Origin of the sequence: Nostoc paludosum FACHB-159, assembly GCF_014698835.1 — a bacterium.
Lineage (GTDB): Bacteria > Cyanobacteriota > Cyanobacteriia > Cyanobacteriales > Nostocaceae > Nostoc > Nostoc paludosum.
Map to the genome: position 1 here is coordinate 85,112 of NZ_JACJTU010000015.1, position 25,669 is coordinate 110,780.

Genomic DNA, 25,669 nt, shown 5'->3' on the forward strand with positions numbered 1-25,669 from the left:
TCCAACGATTAAAATTCACGCATCAGTTAGTTCGCTTTTCCTAACCTCGATGCTAAGTCAGGACTTACGCAAAGCAGGGTACTACAGAGGTGCAGAGGTCACGGAGAAATGAGACTTTGAGAGATATTTTGCCTAAGTCCTATAAGTTATGATTTAGGAAACAAGTCGCAAAAATTTAACTCCCCCAGTTTTACCCACTGAAGGAGTTTTTGTGTATGCTTTTTGCTTTGCCAAAGATACAGGTGAGGATCTATCTAAAATCCTATACTTTTGGGTTGTAATCAGATACGGTAGGGTAGGAAACCAAATCTAAATATTACAGCTATTTTCAGGTAAATACACAAGGCGGTAGGGGCGCAAGGCCTTGCACCCCGACACAGTGGTTCAAATACATGAAAAAGGCTGTAAGCGTTAATTATTGGGTTACGCTAAGCAGACTATATGTAAATCTAAGATTAACAAGGGAATGTGAAAGTAGGCTTTCCACTATAAGTATTACAAAAATAGCTGCAACGAGATTTTAACCAAGCAGCTAGATAATAATCAATAATTAAAAATTAAAAATCAAAAAACTAATTCTGATTTTTAATTTTTAATTTTTCTCCCTTAAGGATTAATTCGTAGTTTGTGCAGCTAGCATTTGCTTGAGCTTTTCTAATTCGGAAGCCCAACGGGGATCTGGACGAATAGCGTCTGATTCCGTAGTCGTGGTGCTTTCACGAGAACTGCCGCCACCACTGCCACGACGAGGCTTCTTAGAACCTTTTTCACGACGACTACCTTCTTTGTTAGCGTTAGGAGTAGGGTTGCTACTTGCAACACTAGCTGCTTTAGGAGCTTGCTCCTCGCCTTCCTCACCCTTTGTACGAGGTAATGCCTTCTCTAACTTGATGGGAGTGTCTTTAAACATCTGACCATTATACTTTTCAATTATTTGGTCAGCTTGTTCGTCATTGTTGACCGTCAGAAAACCAAAACCACGGCATTTGCCGGTTTTCCGGTCTTTAATTAATTTAGTAGTTACAGCATCACCTTCAGCTGCGAACACTGCTTGTAGATCTTGACGATCGATTTCTTCTTTGGGCAAATTACCTATATATAGGCGAACGGACATGAACTATACCTCCAGAAATAAATGAACATGGCAAGGTGAGAAAACCATTACTTGGCTTTGGCTTTTAAAATAGATGCTATTGAGAAAGACTGCCACCAACCAATTTTTTTGCTCCAAACTATCAACCTATACAATACAGTTTTTCGTTGGGATCAAGCTTATTTAATCCAAGGGCCCACACTACGATGAGCTAATAACACCTTAATTCTAAGAATTGTAAATTTAATAGCCTACTGTCTGCCAAAGTACGCGCTTTCTTTAATGCTCTTTTTCGCAGAATTAAATACCATCCTTTACATTACCACGGTATTTTCTACCTAGCTAGTTTAGCGCACACATTTTCGACTTTAGTATTATCGCATCGTAGCATAAAACACATTTTTTATTCAAGGCAGGATTTTTGGAAACAAAAACCAGCCAGTGGCTGGTTGATTTGCTGCTGTGTTGGGAGGATGAATATGGTATAGAGGGGGGAAAAAGCATCCGAATTGGTCACAAAGCTATAAAGCTGAGTTATTTCGGTTGCTATTGTTTGTGTAAATAAATGTAACACTTGAGAATAAAACCTGCAACTTTTGTTTACATTTCGGTTTGTCATTTGTCCAAAGCAAATTACTAATGACTAACCAGTGAGAAAAACGTATGCACCCCAAGCCTGGGCTGCAACTGCTAAAGCAGTAGACCAAATGGGATGAGGGCTATGAATGGTTTTACCACTTTGAGTTTCTAGGGTTTGGATATCAATCCAAGGTGTTGCTCCTCGTCGGAACCAACCTGTGACGATAATTTGCCGACCAATCAAATCTTGATGATTGACTGATTGTCCCAGCCAAGAGACATGATGTAATTTCACTAAGCCCGCGCTTGATTGTAATATTAAATCTTGGGCTAGGGAGTTGCCAGTGCCTTGACGACCTAATAATTTGCCCACAAGACGCACACTGATGCTGTCAATGGGTAAAGCAGACGGGTCAGCTAACAAGTGAGGCAGACTGTCATCAGTTTGCACACTGGGCGGCTTAATATCGGGAAAGAAAGAATTAATCCGGCTCACTGTACCAATACTAAAACCAATCAAAAGACAGCCTGTAATGAAAGACCAATCCTCATAAATCCACTTGAGATTTAAAAATTTGAGTGCGAATGCTAATTGCCACGTTAGCCACACCAAGCCTGCAAACAGAAGTCCGAGAGGAATTCCTAACCAAGGAGCAATTTGTAATAAGAAAGACTGACGCTTAACTTTTAATGGTTGTTCGCTGGGGAAATGTAATTCGGTGTCTAGATGCCAGTGACGGGCTATTTGGCAGAGACGTTCGATGCGATCGCCCACCAGAGGATGGCTATTATTAATCGTAAACCATCGGCGATAGGGATTGACAACATCCCATTTCAAAAAAGATTCAAAAGAAAGATGACTAGCAATTGTGCCTAAAGAAAGACTCTGTTGGTAACCGATCGGTGCGACAATATTTAAGCTTTCCAACTGGCAACTGGTTTGTTCTTGTTTTTCAATGTCAGTTGCAATTCCAATGGCAATTTTCAACAAGGCACGAATCAAAGCATTGGGATTACCAGTAATTTCAGCTGCGGTGCGATCGCTATAATAAAGCCGTAACCGCGACAACCACAATGCAGTCCCAGTCAGCAAACACCAAACTCCATAAATCAAACTAGCGACAATTGTCACAGGAGTGCGCCAAATTTTTCCTGATATGTTGTCACCCAACTTTGATACTTGTTCGTATACCTTATAAGTTGGTAGTGTCACCAGTAACACCAAAGACATGACAACAAAATCCCAGTGAGCAATATGTCCTACCTGGGTGGCATAAATAACGGCAATTTCATCATCTGTGAGTTGTTCTAACAGTCCTTTACTGACTACAATTCTCGCGTTCCGTGGTAAACTACCGTAGGTGAAAATAATTGGCGCAGTCATTGGCAAAATTCGCAGCTTCGGTAAAGACCAACGCCGTTGTTGATAACAACGTTGTAGTACCCGAACAGCTTCACGACTATGACCGTTCAATACATCTTTAGCTAGTTCTCGTTGACCATAAAAATTTGCTAGTAGCAGATCCAGCAACCAAGGTGATGCCCCAATCAAAATCGCCAACGCTATGAGCAAAAATCGTGTAGGGTCATTGTATAAAACTTGGAATGGCTCTACATAGGGAAGCTTAACTAAAGCATGGTTGATGAATCCCAATACTAACTTGAGGATTTCTCGAATCACCCAAAACAAAGCGATGAATGTTCCCGCAGCCAGCAACCGCAAGGGAATTAATTTTGGTTTGCGTAGGGGTTGCCATGCCTTAGCGCGTTGTGCTTGTCGCCAATAAATAACACCGAATAGTTTGGCTTGGGTGCGGGTGACGGAACCCATGAAGCCATTAAGGGGCGGTGGCGGCGGCGGTGGTATGACAGTAGCTTTGGGTTTAGCTAATGGCACCATCGCAGGGATGTTTTGGTTGTTGCTTTCTTTTACTTCGTCTTTCGGTTTCTCCTCCGATTTAGGAGTGTCTGAGGGGGAATTTTCAAAAGCAACAAATCCAGTTTCGACATTTTTTGATTCTGGTTCAGGTTTTTGACGTTTTGTCAAATGTTCGAGAGCGCGTTTTGCCCACTCTTGAACTTGAGGGTTGTTACTCTCAATGAGATTTTGGCAAAAGGCGATCGCTTTGGAGACTTCGCCAGTGCGGGCATAAGCCATCACTAAACCAACCCTTGCTTGTAAGTTAGCAGTGGCATTACTTTCACTGCTAGCAAGAGGTTCTAAGTGAGCGATCGCTGTTTGGTAATTTCCCTGTTTGAGGGCAACTAAACCAGCCTCCAAAGACGATTTGGCATGTGAAGGCATACAGATTCTGGCACTCCAATCTCTTCTAAACGATCCACGTCTGGGGAAAAGCGCGAACCTCAGATGCCGTGGAAATCAACTGTGCCCAGCTAAGTCCACCTGTGAAGGAATTCTGTATTCTTCTTCATTCCTCCACTGGTTGTTGACTCGAAAATACTGGGGCGATCGCGCTTAATTTCAACTCTGGATGGTCACCCTCTAATTGTTGGCAATTCCATTCATTCCGGAATAGCAACACTGGGCGTCCCATACTATCTTTGACTGTAGTGGTATTGAATAAACGTCCCACTTTATTTAATGCTTCCCAACCACCTTCAACCCAACGGGCGACACTGTAGGGTAATACATCTAGTATAGTTTCTACACCATACTCGTTTTGTAAACGAAACTGCACCACCTCAAATTGCAACTGACCCACCGCCGCCAAAATTGGATCGCGCTTGGCTTCATCAGTTGAATACATAATTTGCACGGCACCTTCTTCGCGCAATTCCGCAACGCCTTTTTGGAATTGCTTAAACTTCGAGGGGTTGGGGTTCCTCAGAGTTGCAAACAGTTCCGGCGAAAAATACGGAATCCCTTCATATTCGAGCTTTTGCCCCGTGTAAATTGTATCCCCGATCGCAAAAACACCGGGATTGTTCAAACCGATCACATCGCCAGGGTAAGCTTCATCAATCGATTCCCTCTCCTGAGCAAAGAGTTTTTGCGGACGGGAGAGACGGACGAGTTTACCAGTGCGAGCGTGATTCACCATCATATCTTTTTCAAACTTACCGGTGCAGACCCGGACAAACGCGACGCGATCGCGGTGTTTCGGGTCCATGTTTGCTTGCAGTTTGAACACAAACCCAGAAAACTCTGGATATGTGGGGGGAACTTCGCCAACACTGCTGACATGAGAACCGGGTTTGAGGGCATAGTCTAGGAAGTATTTGAGGAATAACTCTACCCCAAAGTTTGTCATGGCGCTACCAAAGAACACTGGCGTCATTTTGCCTTCGTGTACCAACTGCAAATCTAGCTCTGGGCCAACTCCTTCTAACAGTTCTAGATCGTTTTTCAGTTGATAGTACAGGTCTTGTTCTAGCAGCTGTTCTATTCTCGAATCACCTAATTCCACTATCGTATCACGGGCTTCTCGGCTACCGTGGGCGCTGCGCTCAAACAGGTGAATTTGTTGCTTGTGTCGGTCAAAAACACCTTTAAAGCGATCGCCCATGCCAATCGGCCAGTTTACTGCATAGGTTTGCAACTTCAATTCTTGCTCAATTTCATCCAAAAGTTCTAAAGGTTCTCTTCCTGGGCGATCGAGCTTATTGACAAATGTAAAAATCGGGATACCCCGCAGTTTACATACTTCAAATAACTTCCGGGTTTGGGGTTCCAAACCTTTGGCGGCATCAATCAGCATCACTGCATTATCGGCGGCGGCAAGGGTGCGATAAGTATCTTCACTGAAATCTTGGTGTCCAGGTGTGTCTAATAAATTTATTTGACAGTCCCGGTATGAAAACTGCAACACCGTGGAAGTAATAGAAATACCCCGTTGTTGTTCCATCGCCATCCAGTCTGACGTAGCCTTGCGCTGTGCCCGTCGTGCTTTAACCGCCCCAGCTTCGTGAATTGCGCCTCCGTATAGCAGTAACTTTTCTGTCAGCGTCGTTTTACCAGCATCAGGGTGAGATATAATTGCAAAGTTGCGACGAAGTTCAACTGCGCGATCGAGTTCAGAATCAAGTTCAATTGACATAACTGTATTTGTTTGTAACTTAACTTAATTTTTTTCCACTTTGGTAAGTCTTTTAATCTTAAGACAACGATGCTCGTGATAGGGTCGTAATATAACCAACAATCTGACTAAATTAGGAGAAAGGGATGTACGACACAGACAAGCGAAAGCTTTTATCCGCCTTGTCTCATGGAGCCATTTTTTTCAGCACAGCTGTTGTATCTATCGGCATACCTATTGCCGTACTGTTCGTATCTGACGATCCTGTTGTTAAAGAAAACGCCAAAGAATCCATCAATTTCCACTTTAATGTCTGGTTCTATGGAGCGATTCTAGGAGCATTGTTTTTTCTATTCGGTTGGCTGGTCTTACCACTATTATTACTGGGGCCACTAGCAGCTATTGGCTATTTGTTGCACTGGGGACTAACGATTTGGGCAATCACTAGGATTTTTAGCAATCCTGATATACCCTTTCGCTATCCCTTTATTTTACGAGTGTTTTAGCATCAATTATGTGTATGGGCATGGGGCATTGGGCATTGGGCATTGGTAATTTTTGTCGGTTATTTTTTTATATTGCTGTTGGGCTAGTAGTTTATACACAACTAATAGTTAGAATTTTGCCAACAGAAGATCTGACAATTTTCAATTGTGAATTGTGAATTGTTTATTGTTATAGATACAATGCCCAATGCCCATTTTCTATATTGTTTTTCTAACTCGTCGGATAGATGTCAATCAAGCTGTAAAATACAAAATTGCCCTACAGCTTGATTTAGGTAGGGCAAATGTCAGTTAAGCACTTTTTGTAGTCTGTCTGATGGCAGGAAACTTTTTCCCTGCTTTTGTGACGCTTTGTTTTGTGTCCATTGCGTTGTTTTTCTTCATAAAATTTTATGTTTCCTACACATCGCCCCCGCCGCCTGCGTACCCATCCACAACTGCGCCGGATGGTTCGTGAGACTGTTTTGACAACCAGCGATTTCATTTACCCATTATTTGCCGTACCGGGTGAAGGAATCGCTAACGAGGTAAAATCTATGCCTGGAGTCTACCAGCTTTCGGTAGATAAAATTGTCGAAGAAGCGAAACAAGTTTATGACTTAGGAATTCCTGCCATCATTTTATTCGGTATTCCCGCTGATAAGGATGTAGATGCTACTGGCGCTTGGCATGATTGCGGTATTGTCCAAAAAGCTGCGACTGCTGTCAAAGCAGCAGTACCAGATTTGATAGTAGTTGCTGATACTTGTTTGTGTGAGTATACCAGTCACGGACACTGCGGTTATCTGCAAGTTGGTGATTTGACAGGACGGGTTTTAAACGACCCAACTTTAGAATTGTTGAAAAAAACAGCAGTTTCCCAAGCAAATGCCGGTGCGGATATCATTGCACCTTCCGGAATGATGGATGGCTTTGTCCAAGCAATTCGTCAGGGTTTGGATGAAGCTGGATTCCAAGACACACCGATTTTGTCTTACGCTGCTAAGTATGCTTCGGCTTATTACGGGCCATTTCGGGATGCAGCAGACTCGACGCCGCAATTTGGAGACAGAAGAACTTACCAAATGGACCCAGGTAATAGTCGCGAAGCAATTAAAGAAATTGAATTGGATATTGCTGAAGGTGCTGATATGCTCATGGTCAAGCCAGCCTTGGCATACATGGATATTATCTGGCGGGTGAAGGAAGCAAGTAATTTACCAGTTGCGGCTTACAATGTTTCTGGTGAGTATTCGATGATTAAAGCCGCGGCTCTGAATGGTTGGGTTGATGAAGAGCGTGTGGTTTTAGAAACTTTAACTGGTTTTAAACGCGCTGGGGCAGATTTGATTTTGACCTATCATGCTAAAGATGCGGCGCGATGGTTAAAGTAGGGTGAGCCATTGAGTAAGAGTTGAGAATCTCACGCAGAGAGAAGTTTGAGCGGCGGCTTCCGCCGATCAAAACTTCGGTGGGCGCAAAGGCACAGAGCTGTGTTTTGGTGTTCAAGCGTGAGATTGTTGTGTTTGAGGTTGGGTTGACTAAAATTTAAAATTTAATCAAGCTGTTTTTATGCATATTGCCCCCGCGATAATACATAAACACGGGATTCTCGTGTTTGCAACAGGGGGACGCGATCGCTTATAAAGGAAGATAGTTAATAATTTTCCTCAATTGCCATTTAATGTCAATTGATTTAATAAAAGGTTTCAATATTTCCGAGGAGAGCATGAAATATGGATATGCAAGTCCTGAGAGAGCGTGCTGGTCTTAGCCGTGCGGAGGTTGCCTTCAGGCTTGCAATCAGCGAAACTAGTGTTCGCAACTGGGAAGCTGGGCGTACTGAACCTACAATGACGCCAAAAAAATATTTAGATGCTTTACGCTTGTTCAAATGTACACCTGAAGAGTTGGCAGCGGCAAGTGAAAAGTCAATTAATCAGCGACATAAACGCAAACCAGGTAGACCGAGACGCTTTCCAGATGCTCAAGTACCTCAAGTAACTGACTCCCCAGTTTGTAGCTGAGAAATTGCTAGTTAGAATTCAGGAGTCAGAATTCAAGAGTCAGAATTCAAGAGTCAGAATTCAGAATGCATAACTACAAAAAGTTCGGTTTTAAAGCAATGTTCAGAGGGTAGCAGGCTCACTCACTAGCGCTGCGCTCAGTAGGTAGACATAATTAAATGTAAAATACAAAAGTTTAAAAGCCTGATAGCAACTAACTTTTCCTTTGTGCGTTCTGTTTTCTGCTTACTGCCTCCTGCCTTCTACTTATTACCCAGTCATACTGAATTCTGTTAGCGCAGCGGAGCGTAGCCCATTGTGAGTCCTGAATTCTAGATTCTTCTTGATAAAATCTAACTTAGGAATGTAGACTTATTTGTTTGCAGCTCCTAATCTAAGGTGCGTTAGCTGTCTTAATAACCTGAATTTTCTCAGGTATTAACGCGTTAAGCTGATGAGAACGCGGCATAAGCCAGGCATTTGACCATCAGCGACTAAATTGTGCCTCTGTTATGGAGTTAAAGTTTGACGTTTGATTTTGCTCCAGTGAAGAGAGTTCCGCTTCTAGCACCACTGGAAAAATCGGGTTTCGATCTTGATTGACAAACGTTCTCACACCTGATAAGTAAAAAATCAGCACTTTCCTTGGTCTGTTTAATAGTTGGTTTCTAAGGCATCTGCTACCGTATATTTACCTAAAATGTTGAGTTGGGTAACAATTTTGATATAGTTGTCTCGGCGATTAGTTCCTGCTTAGAGGGAAAATAGCAATTAAACAGACAGCATAGGAGATGAGAAATCAGAAACAATCAACAAAGAAACTTTTTCTCAATTCTTAAGGTTTATGCCTGGGGCGGTTCGTTTAAATAACCCAAACTCTAACCAGTGCGATCGCTCACGGTATTTGCCACAACCGCACGATAAAATTCTAAAACCATAATCGTACTAAAGGTCTAAATGGCAGAAACACTATTCTTCAACGCCTTGCGTGAAGCCATTGATGAAGAAATGGCGCGTGACTCCAGCGTATTTGTTCTTGGTGAAGACGTAGGACATTACGGCGGTTCCTATAAAGTTACCAAAGACCTGTACCAAAAGTATGGCGAACTCCGAGTTCTAGACACCCCCATCGCTGAAAACAGTTTTACTGGCTTGGCAGTGGGAGCAGCTATGACTGGGTTGCGCCCCATTATCGAAGGTATGAATATGGGCTTCTTACTCCTAGCGTTCAATCAAATATCCAACAACGCTGGGATGCTGCGCTATACTTCTGGCGGAAACTTCAAAATTCCGATGGTAATTCGCGGCCCCGGAGGTGTGGGACGGCAGCTAGGGGCTGAACATTCCCAGCGGCTAGAAACCTACTTCCAAGCGGTACCAGGGTTGAAGATTGTTGCCTGTTCCACACCCAGAAACGCTAAAGGACTGCTAAAATCCGCTATTCGCGATGATAATCCGGTATTGTTCTTTGAACACGTTCTACTTTACAACTTAAAAGAAGACTTACCAGAAGAAGAATACCTGCTCCCCCTGGATAAAGCAGAACTTGTGCGTCAAGGTAAAGATGTCACAATTATTACTTATTCACGGATGCGCCATCATGTGCTACAAGCGGTAAAAACCCTTGAAAAACAAGGATACGATCCAGAAGTAATCGATTTAATATCCCTCAAACCATTAGATTTTGATACCATTGGTGCTTCAGTAAGAAAAACCCATAAAGTTATTGTTGTGGAAGAATCCATGCGAACTGCGGGTATAGGAGCAGAAGTCATCGCTTCAATTAACGATCGCTTATTTGATGAATTGGATGCACCAGTACTGCGGCTTTCTTCCCAAGATATCCCCACACCTTACAACGGCAATCTGGAAAGACTCACAATTGTCCAACCAGAGCAAATAGTAGAAGCTGTGGAAAAAATGGTAGCTTTGCGAGTCTAGGGCAGAGGGGCAGGGGAGCAGGGGGGCAGGGGGAGAAATAACCAATGCCCCATGCCCAATGCCCGATGCCCACTTTCCATTCATAACTCCATAAAAGAGCGCTATTATAGCCTTTGTCAGTTGCGAGTTATGGTATGCAAAGACAGCGATCGCTATTAATCTTGATTTTAGTTCTGGTAATCGCCGCAATTACGGTGATTGCTACAATTCCGATACCTCTTGGACTTGACTTGCGGGGAGGTTCACAGCTCACAATTCAGGTGAAACCATCAGCGGAAATTCCCCAAATCACCGATCGAGAATTGGAAGGTGTGAAGAAAGTTGTCGAAGGCCGGATTAATGGTTTGGGTGTTTCTGAACCAGTGATCCAAACAGTCGGCACAGATAAGATATTGGTACAATTGCCAGGGGTCAACGACCCAGAGCAAGCTGAACGGGTGCTAGGAGGTACGGCACAGCTAGAATTTCGGACACAAAAGCCTAATACAGAAACTCAACTTATAGCTTTCCAAACATCACGGGCTGAATTGAAGGTAAAGCAAGAAGAATTGAGAAAAAGCAATGATAAAGCAGCAATAGCCAAAAATCAAGAAGATTTACAGAAAAATAGTCAAGCGATCGCTGAATTGTTTGAAAGCACTAACCCACCGCTAATTGGCAAATACCTCAAGGATGCCTATGGCGAACCCACTCAAGGTAACAATTGGAATGTTGCCATTCGCTTCGATCAAAAGGGCGGTGAATTGTTTGCTCAGCTGACAAAAAATCTTGCTGGTACTGGACGTAGTATTGGTGTTTTTCTTGATGATGAACTGATCAGCGCTCCTACTGTTGGTATAGAATTTGCTGCCACTGGTATTACCGGAGGCTCCGCAGTAATTACTGGTCGGTTTACCGCACAACAAGCGAATGACTTGGGTGTGCAGCTACGTGGTGGCGCATTACCCGTACCAGTGGAAATTGCAGAGATTCGTACTGTCGGGGCAACTTTAGGTAAAGACAGCATCACTAGTAGTATCTATGCTGGTATCGGCGGTCTGATTTTAGTATTAATATTTATGGTGGTGTATTATAGACTACCAGGAGTAATTGCTGATATAGCACTAGTGATCTACTCATTGTTGACCTGGGCTACCTTTGCTTTGTTGGGTGTCACCCTGACTCTGCCAGGAATTGCCGGTTTTATTCTCAGTATTGGTATGGCGGTAGATGCGAATGTACTCATTTTTGAGCGGACGCGGGAAGAATTGCAAGCAGGCAAATCCCTTTACCGTTCTGTAGAATCTGGTTTTTACCGGGCATTTTCCAGTATTCTAGACGGCAACGTAACTACAGTCATCGCCTGTGCTGCACTATTCTGGCTAGGGGCTGGCTTAGTGAAAGGTTTTGCTTTAACCTTGGCTTTGGGCGTAGCAGTGAGTATGTTTACAGCAATTACCTGTAGTCGCACCTTCATGTTTTTGGCAATTACAATTCCCGCACTCAAAAAACCAGAATATTTCTCTCCTAACCTGCCAACATCGAATAAGGCAGAGGTGTCTCAATGAAACTGAGTATTAACAAATCGCGATCGCTGTGGTGGGCTATTTCTAGTGCCATCATCCTGGCTGGTATCATCTCAATGGTGATTTCTTGGCAAAATCCCAACATCAAAGCACCCCTTCGTCCCAGTTTGGATTTCGTCGGTGGTACGCGATTACAGTTTGAACGGGATTGTACCAAACCCGGTAACTGCGATCGACCCATTGATATCAACGTCGTTCGAGAAGTCGCTAAAGCTCAAGGACTCGGCGATAGCAGCATCCAAATTGTCGCTGACAAAAACACTCGTGCAGAAAATGGTATATTGATTCGCACAAAAAGCTTGGATCGCGAGCAGCGTACAAACTTGCAAAATGCGTTAACCGAAAAAATCGGTACTTTTGACGACCAAAAAAATCAATTTGATACCGTTGGCCCGACTCTGGGGGGAGAATTATTTAGATCTGGGGTAATAGCTCTGATCGTTTCCTTTGCAGGTATTATTATTTACTTGAGCTTCCGATTTCAGTTGGATTATGCGGTGTTTGCTGTCGTTGCTCTATTCCATGATGTTTTAATTACAGTAGGGATTTTTTCGATTTTAGGTTTAGTATTGGGTACTGAAGTCGATAGTTTATTTATCGTTGCTCTACTGACGATTACAGGTTTTTCAGTTAACGATACAGTGGTGATTTACGATCGCATTCGAGAAACCTTGAAAATCAATCCCAACACACCCATCGCTGACATTGTTGATGATGCTGTCAACCAAACCCTAGCAAGGTCTATCAACACAACTTTAACAACATTGCTAACATTATTTGCAATCTTTCTATTTGGTGGTGAAACACTCAAGAACTTTGCCCTAGCTCTAATTATTGGTTTTACAATGGGAGCTTATTCAAGTATTTTCATCGCCAGTACTCTCTTAACTTTGTGGCGAGAACGCACGGATAGATCTCAGATGTTAGTTAATACTGAGTCAATTGATACATCTGCGGGTAATTAGTCATTGGGTATGAGAAGAGGACAAGGGAAGGGGGACAAGGGAGATAAGGAGAATTCTTAACTTTTAATTCCTAACGAGCTAAACGCCCCGCTTCCGCTAACAGTACTCCTAATAATTAATGACTAATCACCAATGAATAATGACAAAGAACAAATGACAAATGACCCAGCATTTGCTCAACAAGTAGAAAGGCTATACCAGTTAACAGTATATGGTAGATGGTTGTTTGTGAGCTGTCTATGGCTCACCATTGCGCCTGTTTCCTTATGGGGTTTACGTTCAGAAATTTCCCTGTGGCAACAATATTTTACTTGGGTAGCAGTGCGATATGGACTGTTCTATCATCCACTGCCTACCTTTGGTTTAGCTTTTTGTATTGGGATGACTGCTGCTGTTTTAGTTTGGCAAAGTCGCAATATCTTACTGGGATTACCAGAGCAAGAAAAACAACGCTTAGAAAAACAAGTTTATCGAATACGTCAACAGGGGCCAACTCATCCTTTATGGAAGTGGGTTTGTTACTGAATATTGACCTGGCTAACTAAATTTTGTCTCTCGTTGCATATAGATATACACATTCAACAATTTCCAGCAAAATATGACTTAGCAATAGCTAAGATACCGCCAAAGTGAGTGCAATACATGAACAATCCTCAAATTCAATTTAGCGATCGCAAATCTGAAATTGACCTTTATCAACTCCAAGAACTGTTAAACATTTCAGCTTTCTGGGCAAAAGGCCGCAGTATTGAGGATTTAAGTATAGCCATTGCCAACAGTGAGCCAGTGATTTCCGCTTGGGACAGTCAGCGACTCATTGGCTTTGCTAGAGCAACATCTGATGGCATATATCGCGCTACGATTTGGGATGTTGTGATTCATCCAGAGTATAGAAATAACGGTCTGGGAAGTAATTTAGTGGAAACTGTTTTGAGTCATCCCCGCATGAGATGGGTTGAGCGAGTTTATCTGATGACTACTCATCAACAGGAATTCTACAAAAAGATTGGCTTCCAGCCCAACACGACTACTACGATGGTGTTGTATAACTTAGCTAACCTGAGTTTGCTTCCTGATACAGAAGTTGAGCTTGAACAATCACCGAAATAGTCGTGTGTGTTGATTGTTAGCTGTTGACCATCGCTTCTCTACAAGACGACAGCTGTGCATTGGTGTCAACTTAAGTTCAAATGCTTATCCCATAGGCGTTTTACCCCACCCCGGTTTTGGCTTTAGACAAAACCGGGGTGGGGTGACGGGGATCTTCATGGTAAGTGAGTGAATTCATGCATCACGTTTTGACAAGGCTTTCACGTTAAGTTGACATTAATGGACATCTGTGCGCCCCTACTGTACGTCATACTAATTTTAAAAAAGAATGCGACAGATATACACGCTCAAAACCTTGTCATATCTAGCTTTGGTAATTTTGAATTTTGAATTGGTATCACTCCTTTGCAATCTGCTGTAAATAATTTTTCAATTTTGCAATTTGGAATTATCTGAATTTTGAACTTGAAATTGAATTGGAACGATGCTTTCAAACCCTCTAATATCATCTGTTTCAAGACTTATTATTTAGAGGTCAGTTCTTATATCATTTAACAAAATACTTGATACAAATGATTAGTCTCTAATTCTCTCCCCCCTGCTGCCTGCCGCCTATTTGTATCACTTTTCAAGTAAAACGGTATTAGCAGGGGGGAAGGGCTTTTGGGATTTTCAAGCACTTTGAATCAGCACTCAGCATTAGTAGATACAGGAATAGAAATTTGTAGTCTGCTCATTTGCTGCGGTACTTCCTTGGCAATTGAAGAAGGCAAAATTTCTAGTTTTCCTCCCATAACTTCTACCAGAGTTTGATTGATTAATAGTCTCATACCTGGAGAAAGAGTAGCGTTCTCTAGGTAAGCTTTACTCGGCTGATTTTCAGATTTAATCGAGTCAATTGGCTCACTCAAAGGTATGGTTTTCGCTGGCACATCCACCCAAATATTAACAAAATTACTTGTAGAGACGGTGCTGCTAGAAATATAGATGCTGCCTTCTTCCATCTGACTAATGGCAGTGTCTATTAAACTGATTAATATTTGGCGGAGCCAGAGATGATCTGCCAAAACATAAATTTCTGGGTCGGCGGGTAACAAGTGCAACGGGAAATTTCGATTTGCCGCCAGCATATAAGTTAAGTTATAAACTTCCTCCAAAATATTAGCTAAGGGTCTAGGCTGAATATTTAGTTTATTTGTACCATGATCGGTTCTGGCAACGTTGAGAATTTCATCCATTAGCTTCAGCAGTTTTAGCGTTCGCTCATGAGCTTGGACAATAAATTCTCGTTCTTCAGCGGGACTTTCACACAGATCTGACAAAATTAACTGATGTAAACCAATTAAACCATTCAGAGGCGATCGCAATTCGTGGGTTGTCCGTGCCAAAAAACCAGCTTTAAACTGGCTCATTTCTCTTGCCATCAGGTATGCCAACTGGGTTTGCTGCATTTGTTGTGATATTGATGACACATCCTGTTGGTCTAATAGTGCTACCGGGGATAAGCTAGATGAAGAGTTTAGCGATGCCTGGCTTGGGCGTAGCCATCGCGCAAATAATCGACGAAAACCTAGACCTAGTGCTATTCCTGCTCCTAAATATATCCAGTTACTCCAATTCATATTTTGGCAATTATTAACTTGTTAATTGACCACAGCAACCCAAATTAAAGTTCCGCATTTTTGGGCTATTGAAACTAGGGAAACAACATTATAGCTATCTCTAGCAGTTTTCAATAATTTGGGAAATTTTGCTGCCCAGACTGTTGGCTGTCAAATATTAACATTTAACAGCTACCACTGATATTTTTTACAACTCAAATAGGATTCATATTTGATTTATGAAAAAAACTCAGTATATTTCTAACTTGATTCTTTTCTGTTCCCTGTCCCCTGTGTACGCAGGTCTGTTCAGTAATCAAATCGGATTCCTATATATATTTATTTATCAATCGCTGAATCTAACTTTATTACACCTTGCCGGAGAATCTGCCAATTAATTCCTGTCCATTTGGCAACGGTGGAAGGTATACCCAATCCCGGTATTTCATCTTGGGATTCTGTCGTTGCCATCAGAACGTCGGGAAACTGAGCCGAAATTTCAGCCATCGTTTGCAAAGGCGGCTGACCTGATAAATTAGCACTAGTGGTGGCAAGAGGGCCTGTTTGCGCCAAAATAGTTAGAGCGATCGCGCTGTTTGGTACTCGAATACCAATTGTTGTCGGGTCAGTAGGATTCATGACTTTTGGCAAGCGCTGACTCGCTGGTAACACTAATGTCAGCCCTCCCGGCCAATATTTATCTGTTAATTGTTGCCAAATTTTATACTCGTTTTCAGTACCTTTGACATAAGGCCACAAATCCTCAGCACTAGCAGCCATCAAAATCAAAGGTTTGTCTTGACTGCGTTGCTTCGCCGCAAAAATTAATTCCGCTTTTTCTGGTAGCGTTGCCAGCGCAGGAACCGTGTCTGTGGGAAAGCTCACCAACAAACCAGCCCGTGCGCCAGCTATGAGCTTTTCTAGAGAAACTTGGGTCATGTTTACGAAACAGTTAAAAGTAAGAGTTAACGTAGGTTCTATTAAATCAAAAAATCGCAATAGGTAAATTTGGCAAGCCCTTGGATAAATCTTAAGGGATAGAATTTTACTTTTCTTACTTTTCTTACTTTTCTTACTTTTTCAAAACTAATAAATTGCAAAAATTTTACACATTATTGCAAACTATTCACACATTTTTTACCTGGAATATGCTTACTGTATCAGAGGCGTTTTCCAAGTCTGTAATTTTACTTAAAAAACCTTGCTTTATAAAGTAAATATAATTATAGTCTTAAAAGTAACTTCGGCTTCAGCACTTACACACAACAGATCAATAATTTAAAAAATTGATTTTTGGTTGGGAAAATCCATAAATATACAATTTCAACTCCAAACCTTGATTTTTTATTAATTCAAATTAATAGCTAATGACTGAAAAAACTACATTTTTGAAACGTTTACGAGGAGTTATTGTATCTGATTCTGGTTGGCAACGGTTACAAGCAGCGAAGCAGCAAGCAGTATTTCATAACACAATTGGACAACTTGATTCGTTGGATGTAATTAGTCAACGAACAGGATTGAGCTACAACACTTTGATAAAGGTTCATCGCCGAGAAACTGCTGTCGATCGCAGTACCTTAGAGGCTTACTTCAAGAGCTTTGGTCTAATATTGCAACCGAGTGATTATCTAAGAGAAGTGGTTCATACTGACCCTATGGAACCAACAAATCTAGAACCAATTAATTTCCAAGGCCCATTACCACTCAACTCGCCATTTTACGTCAAGCGGTTGTCCATTGAACCTCAATGTGATGAAGCAATTTTGAAACCTGGTGCGCTTATTCGTATCAAAGCACCTTGGCAGATGGGCAAAACATCATTAATTGCTCGGATATTGAATCGAGCCAGGGAAACAGGTTTACAAACGCTACTGCTGAGTATGCGGTTAGCAGATACTTCGTTGTTTGGCAATCTAGACCGACTGTTGTATTGGTATTGTGCAGTGATAACTCGCGATTTAGGATTGCCGAATCGTTTAAAGGAGGAGTGGGATGAGCTGTTTGGTGCAAACTACAACTGCACTCGTTATTTTGAGAAGTATATATTAGCCAATAGCGATCGCCCAATAGTAATCGCGGTGGATGACGTGGACATCCTGTTTCAGTATCCCGCGATCGCTAATGACTTTTTTGGTTTGCTACGCGTCTGGTACGAAAAAGGAAAATACGGAGATAGCAGCAGTCATCTTTGGCAAAAGCTACGCTTGGTTGTAGCTCACTCAACCGAAGTTTACATCCCGCTTAATATTAACCAGTCACCTTTTAGCGTCGGATTATCAATTAAGCTACCAGAGTTGACAGCAGAACAGGTGGATGAATTAGCTCAACGGCATGGACTAAATTGGAGTTCTCAGCAAGCCAATCAACTGATTGCACTAGTTGGGGGAAATCCTTATTTATTGCAAGTGGCATTAGCTCAAATCAAAGCTCATGGCATCACTTTAGAACAATTGGCGCAGCAGGCGATCGCTCCAGAGGGAATTTACAGCGATCATCTCCAGCGACAATTGCGGTATCTGCAACAGTATCCCAACCTGATGATGGCATTAACGCAGGTAATGACATCATCGATACCAGTCGAGTTAGAGTTAGTCCAAGCGTTCAAATTGCAAAGTATGGGACTAGTCAAAATACATAATCAACAGGTTACGCCTAGTTGCGATCTGTATCGGCAATATTTTGGCGCAATTTTACCGCAAATAACTATGTCTACTACAGGCTAGGCTGACACTAGACTCCAATAATTTTTATCTATGTCTTAATTACGAATTAATCTCATGCTGAGTGCTGAAAGTCCTGCTTATGAGTATCAGGTTGGTGGCAGTCTGCCGAGGAACGCTGCCAGCTATGTGAAGCGTCAAGCAGATGAAGAACTTTATCAAGCACTGTTAAACGGTGAGTTTTGTTATGTACTAAATGCTCGTCAAATGGGTAAGTCTAGTTTGCGGGTGCAAAGTATGTCCCGTTTGCAAGCAGCAGGAATTCGCTGTGGTGTATTGGATATTAGCGGAATTGGCACCCAACAGGTAACGCCGGAGCAATGGTATATCAGTGCAATCGGTAGTTTAGTTGATAGCTTTCAGCTGGACTTGAACTTACGAACTTGGTGGCGCGATCGCACTGATTTATCATTAGTCAGTCGCTTTGGTCAATTTCTGGAAACTCTACTATTAATGGTTGACTGCCAGCCGATTGTGATTTTTATCGACGAAATCGATAGCGTTCTCGGCTTAAAGTTTCCCATCGATGATTTTTTTGCGTTAATTCGAGCTTGTTACAACAAGCGAGCAGAAAAGCCCGCATATCGTTGTCTCACTTTTGCCTTATTGGGAGTTGCTACGCCAGCGGATCTGATTGCTGATAAAAGCCGTACTCCCTTCAATATTGGACGGGCGATTCAACTGCAAGGATTTTCTTTGTCTGAGGCAATGCCTTTATTGCCCGGACTCAATCACGTTACCAGTAATCCTCAAGCCCTGTTGCGCGAGATTTTAAGTTGGACTGGAGGACAACCATTTTTGACACAGAAAGTTTGTCAGTTAGTGGTGCAGGGAAAATCGTGGGAAGTCTGTGAATCAGAAATTAACCAGTGGGTTGAGGGTTTGGTGAGAAAATCGATTATAGAGAATTGGGAGGCTAACGACGAACCAGAACACTTGAAGACGATTCGCGATCGCCTATTGCACAACGAACAACGGGCAGGGCGTTTGCTAGGACTTTATCAACAAATTCTACTACACTCTCCTTTTGGTACCGATGGAGAACTGGACGCAGGCATTCCAGTCAACAATAGCTTTGAGCAAACACAACTGCTGCTATCAGGTTTAGTTGAGAAACACGACAGTAGACTGCGAGTTAAGAATGCCATCTACCAAGCAGTGTTTAATCTCGATTGGGTTGGCAAACAATTAAGTTACTTGCGTCCTTATTCCCAAGCTTTAAATGCTTGGGCTGTTTCTGGCTATGAAGATGAATCCTGGTTACTCAGGGGGCGATCGCTTCAAGATGTTTTAAATTGGGCACAGGGTAAAAGTCTGGGTGACCTAGACTATCAATTTCTCAGCGCCAGCCAAGAACTCGATCGCCAAGAAATCCAAAAAAACCTAGAAGCAGAAAGGACTAGAGAGGCAGAAGCCCGACTGGCAGCAGAACACAAGCAGTTGATACAAGAAAGAAAAAACGCTAGACAACAAAGGTTGCTGTTGATATTAGTCAGCATTGCCCTGCTAGTTTCTGTGATTTTGGGAACTATAACTTGGTTGCAATATCAGCAGGCAAGTATTAGTGAAATCAGAGCGATCGCCACTTCCTCAGAATCTCTTTTCGCCTCGAACCAAAAGTTAAATGCCTTAGTTGCCGCCCTTGCTGCCAAACACAAGTTACAACAGCTTGGTGGAGGCGATGCAGACACAAGCAATCAGGTTGAAACTGCCCTGAAGCGAACGGTGTATGGAGCGATCGAGTATAACCGTTTATCTGGACATAGGGGGGAAGTTCGCGGGGTCGTTTTTAGTCCGGACAATACGCTGATTGCTACAACTTCAGCCGACAAAACCGTCAAACTTTGGCAACGCAATGGTCAGTTACTTAAGACTCTAAAAGGGCACATTGGTGAGGTTTGGGGCATTGATATCAGCCGAGATAGTCAGCTTATCGCCTCTGCTTCTTGGGATAAAACCGTTAAACTTTGGCGGCGAGATGGCACTTTATTAACCAACTTTACCAAACACAATAACAGAGTTAATAATGTAGCCATTAGTCCCGATCGCCAAATCATTGCTTCGGTTTCTGCCGATCGCACCATCAAACTCTGGCAGCCAAACGGCACGGTAATTCGCACTCTCCAAGGGCATAGCGATGAGGTTTGGGGAATTGCCTTTAGTCCCGACGGTCAAACCTTGGCATCTGGTAGTTGGGATGGCAGCATCAAACTATGGCAACTCGATGGCACATTGATTCGCACAATCCAAGCACATAGCGATCGCGTTAATGCTGTTGCTTTTAGTCCTGATGGTAAAATTCTGGCTTCTGCCAGTGCAGACAATACGATTAAATTGTGGCAACTCGATGGCACGGAAATTACCACACTCAGGGGGCATACCGATTGGGTGTGGGGAATTGCCTTCAGCCCTGACGGGGAATTTTTAGCATCAGGCAGTTGGGATAAAACCGTGAAAGTATGGAGAGTTGACGGCACCTTGGTTTTAACCCTATTAGGACATGGCGATCGCGTGCGGGAAGTTGCATTTAGCCCCGATGGTAAAATACTGGCATCGGCAAGCCTCGACGAAACCGTGAAACTTTGGCGATTACAAAATCCTCTACTCACCTCCTTAAGGGGACACAGAGGCCCTGTGATTCGGGTAGCTGTGAGCCGCAATGGTCAAAGCATTGTCTCAGCCAGCGAAGATAAAACGATCCGCTTGTGGAGTTGGGATGGTAAATTGCTAAAAACATTGAGTGGGCATCGTTCCTCAGTCATCGGCATTGCCATTAGCCCTGATGGCCAAACCCTGGTATCAGGGAGTGGCGATCGCACTATCAAGTTGTGGAAGCCCGATGGTACGCTGATTAAGACAATTGCAGCCCACGACAGCGAAGTATACGAGATTCAATTTAGCCCGGATGGTAGCAAATTTGCCTCTGCCAGTGCAGATAATACGGCAAAGCTTTGGAGTTTAGACGGTAAGCTGTTGCACACCTTTCAAGGACACCAGGAACCCGTTTGGGGAGTTGCCTTTAGCCCCGATGGTCAAACCATCGCCACATCGAGTATTGACAGCACGATTAAACTGTGGACATTAGAAGGGCAATTGCTCAAGACCTTAAAAGGGCATCGCGGCGCGATTTGGGGCATTGCCTTTAGTCCCGATGGTCAAACCCTGGCGTCTGCCAGTGCAGATAGCACCGTCAAACTCTGGAATCGTGATGGAAGGCTGTTAAAGACCCTCAAGGGACACCAGGGAATGGCGACGTATGTTGCCTTTAGCCCGGATGGCAGGCGACTGGCCTCCGCAGGCACTGATGCCACGGTACGGCTTTGGCAGCGAGACGGAACACCACTTGCAACCCTAGAAGCACATCAAAGTGGTGTTACAGCATTGGCATTTACTCGTGATGGCGATCGCTTAATTTCGGCATCACTAGACAAGACTTTAATTATCTGGGATTTAGAGCGCGATCTCAATCTTAATACTGTGCTGAAGGCGGGTTGTGAGTGGGTGCAAGACTATCTCAGAACCAATGCTGAGGTGCAGGAAAGAAACTTGTGTAAATAATTGTAAGAAGTTCAATTCGTCAATCAACCGATGGTGTGAAATTTCAAGATAAGTGGTAGTCGTGGAAATGCCCATCAGGAGACAGTTTCAGCGTATTTTTGCTGTTAATTGCATCCCTTAACTTGAAATAATATCTCCTTAAGTTGAGATTTTAGTCCTTAAGTTGAGATTGGACGCCTTAAGTTGGTCTTGCGTCCAAAAATGAATAATGAAATAATCCGAGAAACAGCAAAAAGCTTGCTTGAGTAACTGTTAAGTGCTGCACATTTACAGTTACGAACAAGACACTGACACTAGCCTTGTGAAAACATCTGACTTCACCAAGAGCTAGAACAAACCTGTAAATCACCCACAGATTGGCGATATCAGTTGATGAAATCTGCACTCAACTGGTAGTGAGGCTAGCTTGTGGATTCAACAGACTAACTCAATTAGCATCTGGCCTTGTTGGCATAGATGACTGATTGACATTTTCGTGCAGATATTGATTCTCAAACAACATCCAAACCTTTAGAAATAGGAAACACTAAAATGCCTAGCGGAATTAACTACATTGATTCATTAGTAAGCTCAGAATTTCGTTGGAATTATGGTTCTCCTCTTGGGAGTCCGGTAAATGTAACTTATAGTTTCCTAACCACCGCTCCTACTGGTCTCTATAGACAAATCTCCGACTTTACTCCCATGACCCAGGAGCAAAAGAATGCAACCAAACTCGCTCTACAGCGCTATAGCGAAATTTCTGGCTTGACTTTTACTGAAGTTGCTCAAGGTGGAAACCTAAAGTTTGGCATAGCTGAGTTAACAACTGCAAGAGGTTATAGTGAAGGAACTGTACCTCCATATCAGCCTGCTGGTTCAGTTGTCCTGTTAGACAATCAATTCAATTCAGGTCCAACGCTCAACGAAAACGATTATTCAGGTGGCTTTACAGTCTTGCTTCATGAAATTGGTCATGCCTTGGGGATGAAACATCCTTTTGACGATTCGCCCAATTTGCCAGCAAGCGAAAATAATGGCAGATATACTGTGATGTCTTATGATTGGGCAGCTGGAGTGGGTAATGCTCCCCAACTCTACGATATTGCTGCTATCCAATATCTATATGGTAAAAACAACAATACTCGAACTGGTAACGACATATATTCTTGGGAAAGCAACGCAGACACAGGCTTATATGTTGGCTTTCAGACGATTTGGGATGCTGGTGGTATAGATACTCTCAGTGCTTCTCGGCAAAGGGTTGACACTACTGTCAATCTCACTCCAGGCTCTTTTAGTTCCATTGGCCCTTACTTTAATGCTGTTACAAGTAGTTCTGACGGTAGCGCCGATCAAAGAAATATAGCGATCGCCTATGGAGTCACCATTGAAAATGCAATTGGCGGATTTGCTAACGATAACATCATTGGTAATACAGTTGCTAACTCTCTTTCTGGTAGCACTGGCAATGACTCTATCCGCGGTGGAGATGGCAATGACTCTATCTATGGTGAAGAGGGGAATGACGTTCTCTATGGAGAAAACGGCAATGACTTGCTATCTGGCGGCAATGGTGATGACCAACTAGGTGGCGATGCAGGCGACGATCGGCTTTTTGGCGATGCAGGCAACGATCGCATTTTTGGCGATGCAGGCAACGATACTCTTGATGGTGGAGTAGGCAATGATACCATGAATGGCGGAACAGGCAACGACCTATATGTGGTCTATAATGCCGCCGATCTAGTCACTGAAGTGGCAGGACAAGGAATAGATACAGTTAATTCCTCTATTGCTTATACTTTAGGCAGCGAAGTCGAAAACTTAACGCTCATCGGCAGTGCAGCAATTAACGGTACAGGCAACACTGCCAATAATATCATCACTGGCAATGACAGTAACAATAGCCTAAGTGGCAATGCAGGTAATGATACCCTCAGTGGTGGAGTCGGCAATGATACCCTCAATGGTGGAGCCGGCACTGATAGCCTGATTGGTGGAGTTGGCAATGACTCCTATGTGCTGTCCAATGCTGATAACAGTAACGGAAGCACCAATGACACAATCTTTGAAAAGACAGGAGAAGGAACAGACACAGTATTGTTGAGTACGCCAGTTTCTACTTACATACTCCCGAATGAGGTAGAGAACCTGCTTGTTGTCCCTACTTCTACGATTAATGTTACGGGTAACAGTGGCAATAACAATATCGCCGTCTTAGGAGATAACGGAGCCGTTAACACACTAACAGGCGGATTGGGAAATGATACCCTAACTGGAGGATACTACAGCTACGATCGCTTCACGTTCAACACCAATGCAGCTTATACAACAGCGATCGGTGTTGATACGATTACGAACTTTGTAGGCTTGAACACTACAACAAATCCATTTAAGGATTCCATAGTGCTAGATAAGACAACATTTACAGCTCTCAAGAGTGTTGTCGGCGATGGTTTTAGTGTTGCTAGCGAATTTGCCACAGTAACAACTGATGCCGCAGCGCAAACTAGTAGTGCATTGATTGTCTACAACGGCAGCAATGGCAAGTTGTTTTATAACGAGAATGGCAGTGCTGCTGGCTTTGGTGTAGGAAGTCAGTTTGCACAGTTGAGTAATATTCCAACTCTCTATGCAGGGTACAACTTTGCAATTCAGGCTTAGACACTTAGAGATGTCTGCTAGTTCTAACTAGGACTTACCCACTGAAATTTGAAATTTAGATCCCCCCCTAGTTCTCTTTGGACAGGGGGGAATTTCTAAAGCTCAGTTTGGGGATCTGAGTGTGTAAGTCCTGCTAATTATATCAGCAATAAAATGCCTTATGACACTAAAAATCGAATACAGACAGATAATTCTTGCCATCTGCCACAACTAAAAGAAGGAGACAGGGGTAATGCTGTCGAAACTCTACAACGCTTGTTGGTTTTCTACAAATATTTAACAGCTAAAGACGTGACAGGCAGATTTGATAGAGAAACTGCTTGCGCTGTCCAAAAATTCCAGCATGGTTTCCATCTATTACCCGACGGTATTGTGGGGCAAAAAACTTGGCACGCCCTCAATTATGCCTTTTTGAGCCTCGAACAACATTTTTAGCACTTAAAACAAAGATTCAATGGTTAATTCTTCTAATTCGCCCTTGGTTTCGGTTGTCATGCCTGTTTATAACCGCGATCGCTATTTAGCAGTGGCGATCGAAAGCGTTCTCATCCAGACATACACCAATTTTGAACTGATAGTTTGGGACGACGGCTCAAGCGATCGCTCCTTAGAAATTGCCAATCGCTATGCTCAAAAAGATTCGCGTATCCGGGTGATTGCAGCTCCTCATCAGGGATTTGCCGTTTCCTTGAAAAAGGCTTTTGCAGCAGCCAAAGGCACTTACATTGGACAACTCGATAGCGATGATGCTTTAGACTTCCGGGCTTTAGAACTGACAGTTCAAGTGCTGGAATCTCAATCACAAGTCGGAATGGTTTACACCAATTACTGGGATCTTAGCCCAGGTGGGCAAGTACAAGGCTTAGGAAATCGTTGTCAAATTCCTTACAGCAAAGACCGCTTGTTGATTGACTTTATGATTTTTCACTTCCGCCTGATGCGTCGCCGAGTATACGAGGAAGTTGGGGGCATTCGAGAAGCCTTTGATGGAATTGTGGATTACGACCTGTGTTTGCGCCTCTCGGAAATTACTGAGATTTGCCATCTCAATCAGCCTCTTTATTACTACCGTCGTCACCCCAATAACATTACCAGCACCCAACAGCTTGAGGTTGCACTATTATCTCAACGGGCAATCCAGGAAGCACTGGTGCGGCGGGGATTAAGCGATCGCTATCAACTGCGAGTAGAAGTGCAAGCCCGCTACTTCATCGATCAAAAGCTAACAGATGCTTGTGCAGCACCCACTACTTTGCAGCAGTCCGATTCTACACCTAATGAGGAGCGCGATCGCACTTTTTACTCTCATGCTGCCTAAACCAGCTTTTGGTAATCATTACCCTCTCAAGCCAGGGGTCGAACATCCCAACACCACTGTGGTCTCACTTGACCAACAGACCGATTAATTCATGGAGAACTT

General features: G+C 43.1%; 19 protein-coding genes. 14 read left to right on the plus strand and 5 right to left on the minus strand.

Annotated elements, in window-relative coordinates; genetic code table 11:
* Window positions 1–613 precede the first annotated feature (613 nt).
* From H6H03_RS17025 to prfC, 3 genes are all read right to left on the minus strand, one after another.
* Window positions 614–1,114, minus strand: a complete 501-nt coding sequence (locus tag H6H03_RS17025) for an RNA recognition motif domain-containing protein (protein ID WP_190956262.1) — start codon at window positions 1,112–1,114, stop codon at window positions 614–616.
* A 622-nt stretch (window positions 1,115–1,736) separates the two neighbouring features.
* Window positions 1,737–3,977: a zinc metalloprotease HtpX gene (locus tag H6H03_RS17030; protein WP_190956263.1), complete on the minus strand. Its 2,241-nt coding sequence runs from the start codon at window positions 3,975–3,977 to the stop codon at window positions 1,737–1,739.
* Between the two features lie 124 nt (window positions 3,978–4,101).
* Entirely contained in the window at window positions 4,102–5,730 is a 1,629-nt protein-coding gene (prfC, locus tag H6H03_RS17035) for a peptide chain release factor 3 (protein ID WP_190956264.1), read from the minus strand.
* Window positions 5,731–5,855: 125 nt separating this feature from the next.
* Between prfC and H6H03_RS17040 the strand changes: the two genes are divergently transcribed.
* The 9 genes from H6H03_RS17040 to H6H03_RS17080 all read left to right on the plus strand — a co-directional run bounded on the left by H6H03_RS17040 (window position 5,856) and on the right by H6H03_RS17080 (window position 13,781).
* Window positions 5,856–6,215 (plus strand): DUF4870 domain-containing protein, encoded by a 360-nt coding sequence (locus H6H03_RS17040; RefSeq protein ID WP_190956265.1) that lies wholly within the window; start codon window positions 5,856–5,858, stop codon window positions 6,213–6,215.
* 20 nt (window positions 6,216–6,235) lie between these two features.
* A complete protein-coding gene (locus H6H03_RS17045; RefSeq protein WP_190956266.1) occupies window positions 6,236–6,373 on the plus strand; it encodes a hypothetical protein in 138 nt (45 codons plus the stop codon).
* Window positions 6,374–6,607: 234 nt separating this feature from the next.
* The gene (gene hemB / locus H6H03_RS17050; RefSeq protein WP_190956267.1) at window positions 6,608–7,588 is read left to right on the plus strand and encodes a porphobilinogen synthase; all 981 of its coding nucleotides are present in this window, start codon (window positions 6,608–6,610) and stop codon (window positions 7,586–7,588) included.
* 342 nt (window positions 7,589–7,930) lie between these two features.
* Window positions 7,931–8,221, plus strand: a complete 291-nt coding sequence (locus tag H6H03_RS17055; RefSeq protein ID WP_190956268.1) for a helix-turn-helix domain-containing protein — start codon at window positions 7,931–7,933, stop codon at window positions 8,219–8,221.
* A gap of 936 nt (window positions 8,222–9,157) precedes the next feature.
* Complete coding sequence (locus H6H03_RS17060; protein WP_096539961.1) at window positions 9,158–10,141, plus strand: alpha-ketoacid dehydrogenase subunit beta; 984 nt, start codon at window positions 9,158–9,160, stop codon at window positions 10,139–10,141.
* 134 nt (window positions 10,142–10,275) lie between these two features.
* Entirely contained in the window at window positions 10,276–11,688 is a 1,413-nt protein-coding gene (gene secD, locus H6H03_RS17065) for a protein translocase subunit SecD (RefSeq protein ID WP_190956269.1), read from the plus strand.
* Window positions 11,685–12,671 (plus strand): protein translocase subunit SecF, encoded by a 987-nt coding sequence (gene secF, locus H6H03_RS17070; protein WP_190956270.1) that lies wholly within the window; start codon window positions 11,685–11,687, stop codon window positions 12,669–12,671. Before secD ends, secF begins: the two co-directional genes overlap by 4 nt.
* A gap of 132 nt (window positions 12,672–12,803) precedes the next feature.
* Window positions 12,804–13,196, plus strand: coding sequence for a hypothetical protein (locus H6H03_RS17075; RefSeq protein ID WP_190956271.1), 393 nt, complete (start codon window positions 12,804–12,806; stop codon window positions 13,194–13,196).
* 117 nt (window positions 13,197–13,313) lie between these two features.
* Window positions 13,314–13,781, plus strand: coding sequence for a GNAT family N-acetyltransferase (locus tag H6H03_RS17080; protein ID WP_190956272.1), 468 nt, complete (start codon window positions 13,314–13,316; stop codon window positions 13,779–13,781).
* A 626-nt stretch (window positions 13,782–14,407) separates the two neighbouring features.
* Here the strand turns inward: H6H03_RS17080 and H6H03_RS17085 are convergent.
* Both H6H03_RS17085 and H6H03_RS17090 read right to left on the minus strand, forming a co-directional pair.
* Window positions 14,408–15,343, minus strand: a complete 936-nt coding sequence (locus tag H6H03_RS17085; RefSeq protein WP_190956273.1) for a sensor histidine kinase — start codon at window positions 15,341–15,343, stop codon at window positions 14,408–14,410.
* Between the two features lie 318 nt (window positions 15,344–15,661).
* On the minus strand, window positions 15,662–16,261 hold the full coding sequence (locus H6H03_RS17090) for an L-threonylcarbamoyladenylate synthase (RefSeq protein WP_190956274.1): 600 nt from the start codon (window positions 16,259–16,261) through the stop codon (window positions 15,662–15,664).
* A 428-nt stretch (window positions 16,262–16,689) separates the two neighbouring features.
* Between H6H03_RS17090 and H6H03_RS17095 the strand changes: the two genes are divergently transcribed.
* The 5 genes from H6H03_RS17095 to H6H03_RS17115 all read left to right on the plus strand — a co-directional run bounded on the left by H6H03_RS17095 (window position 16,690) and on the right by H6H03_RS17115 (window position 25,567).
* The gene (locus H6H03_RS17095; RefSeq protein ID WP_190956275.1) at window positions 16,690–18,048 is read left to right on the plus strand and encodes an AAA-like domain-containing protein; all 1,359 of its coding nucleotides are present in this window, start codon (window positions 16,690–16,692) and stop codon (window positions 18,046–18,048) included.
* Between the two features lie 54 nt (window positions 18,049–18,102).
* Window positions 18,103–21,603, plus strand: coding sequence for a WD40 domain-containing protein (locus H6H03_RS17100; RefSeq protein WP_190956276.1), 3,501 nt, complete (start codon window positions 18,103–18,105; stop codon window positions 21,601–21,603).
* A 531-nt stretch (window positions 21,604–22,134) separates the two neighbouring features.
* Window positions 22,135–24,249 (plus strand): M10 family metallopeptidase, encoded by a 2,115-nt coding sequence (locus H6H03_RS17105; protein WP_190956277.1) that lies wholly within the window; start codon window positions 22,135–22,137, stop codon window positions 24,247–24,249.
* 153 nt (window positions 24,250–24,402) lie between these two features.
* A complete protein-coding gene (locus H6H03_RS17110) occupies window positions 24,403–24,684 on the plus strand; it encodes a peptidoglycan-binding domain-containing protein (RefSeq protein WP_190956278.1) in 282 nt (93 codons plus the stop codon).
* 19 nt (window positions 24,685–24,703) lie between these two features.
* The gene (locus tag H6H03_RS17115) at window positions 24,704–25,567 is read left to right on the plus strand and encodes a glycosyltransferase (protein ID WP_190956279.1); all 864 of its coding nucleotides are present in this window, start codon (window positions 24,704–24,706) and stop codon (window positions 25,565–25,567) included.
* The last annotated feature ends 102 nt before the right edge of the window (window positions 25,568–25,669 follow it).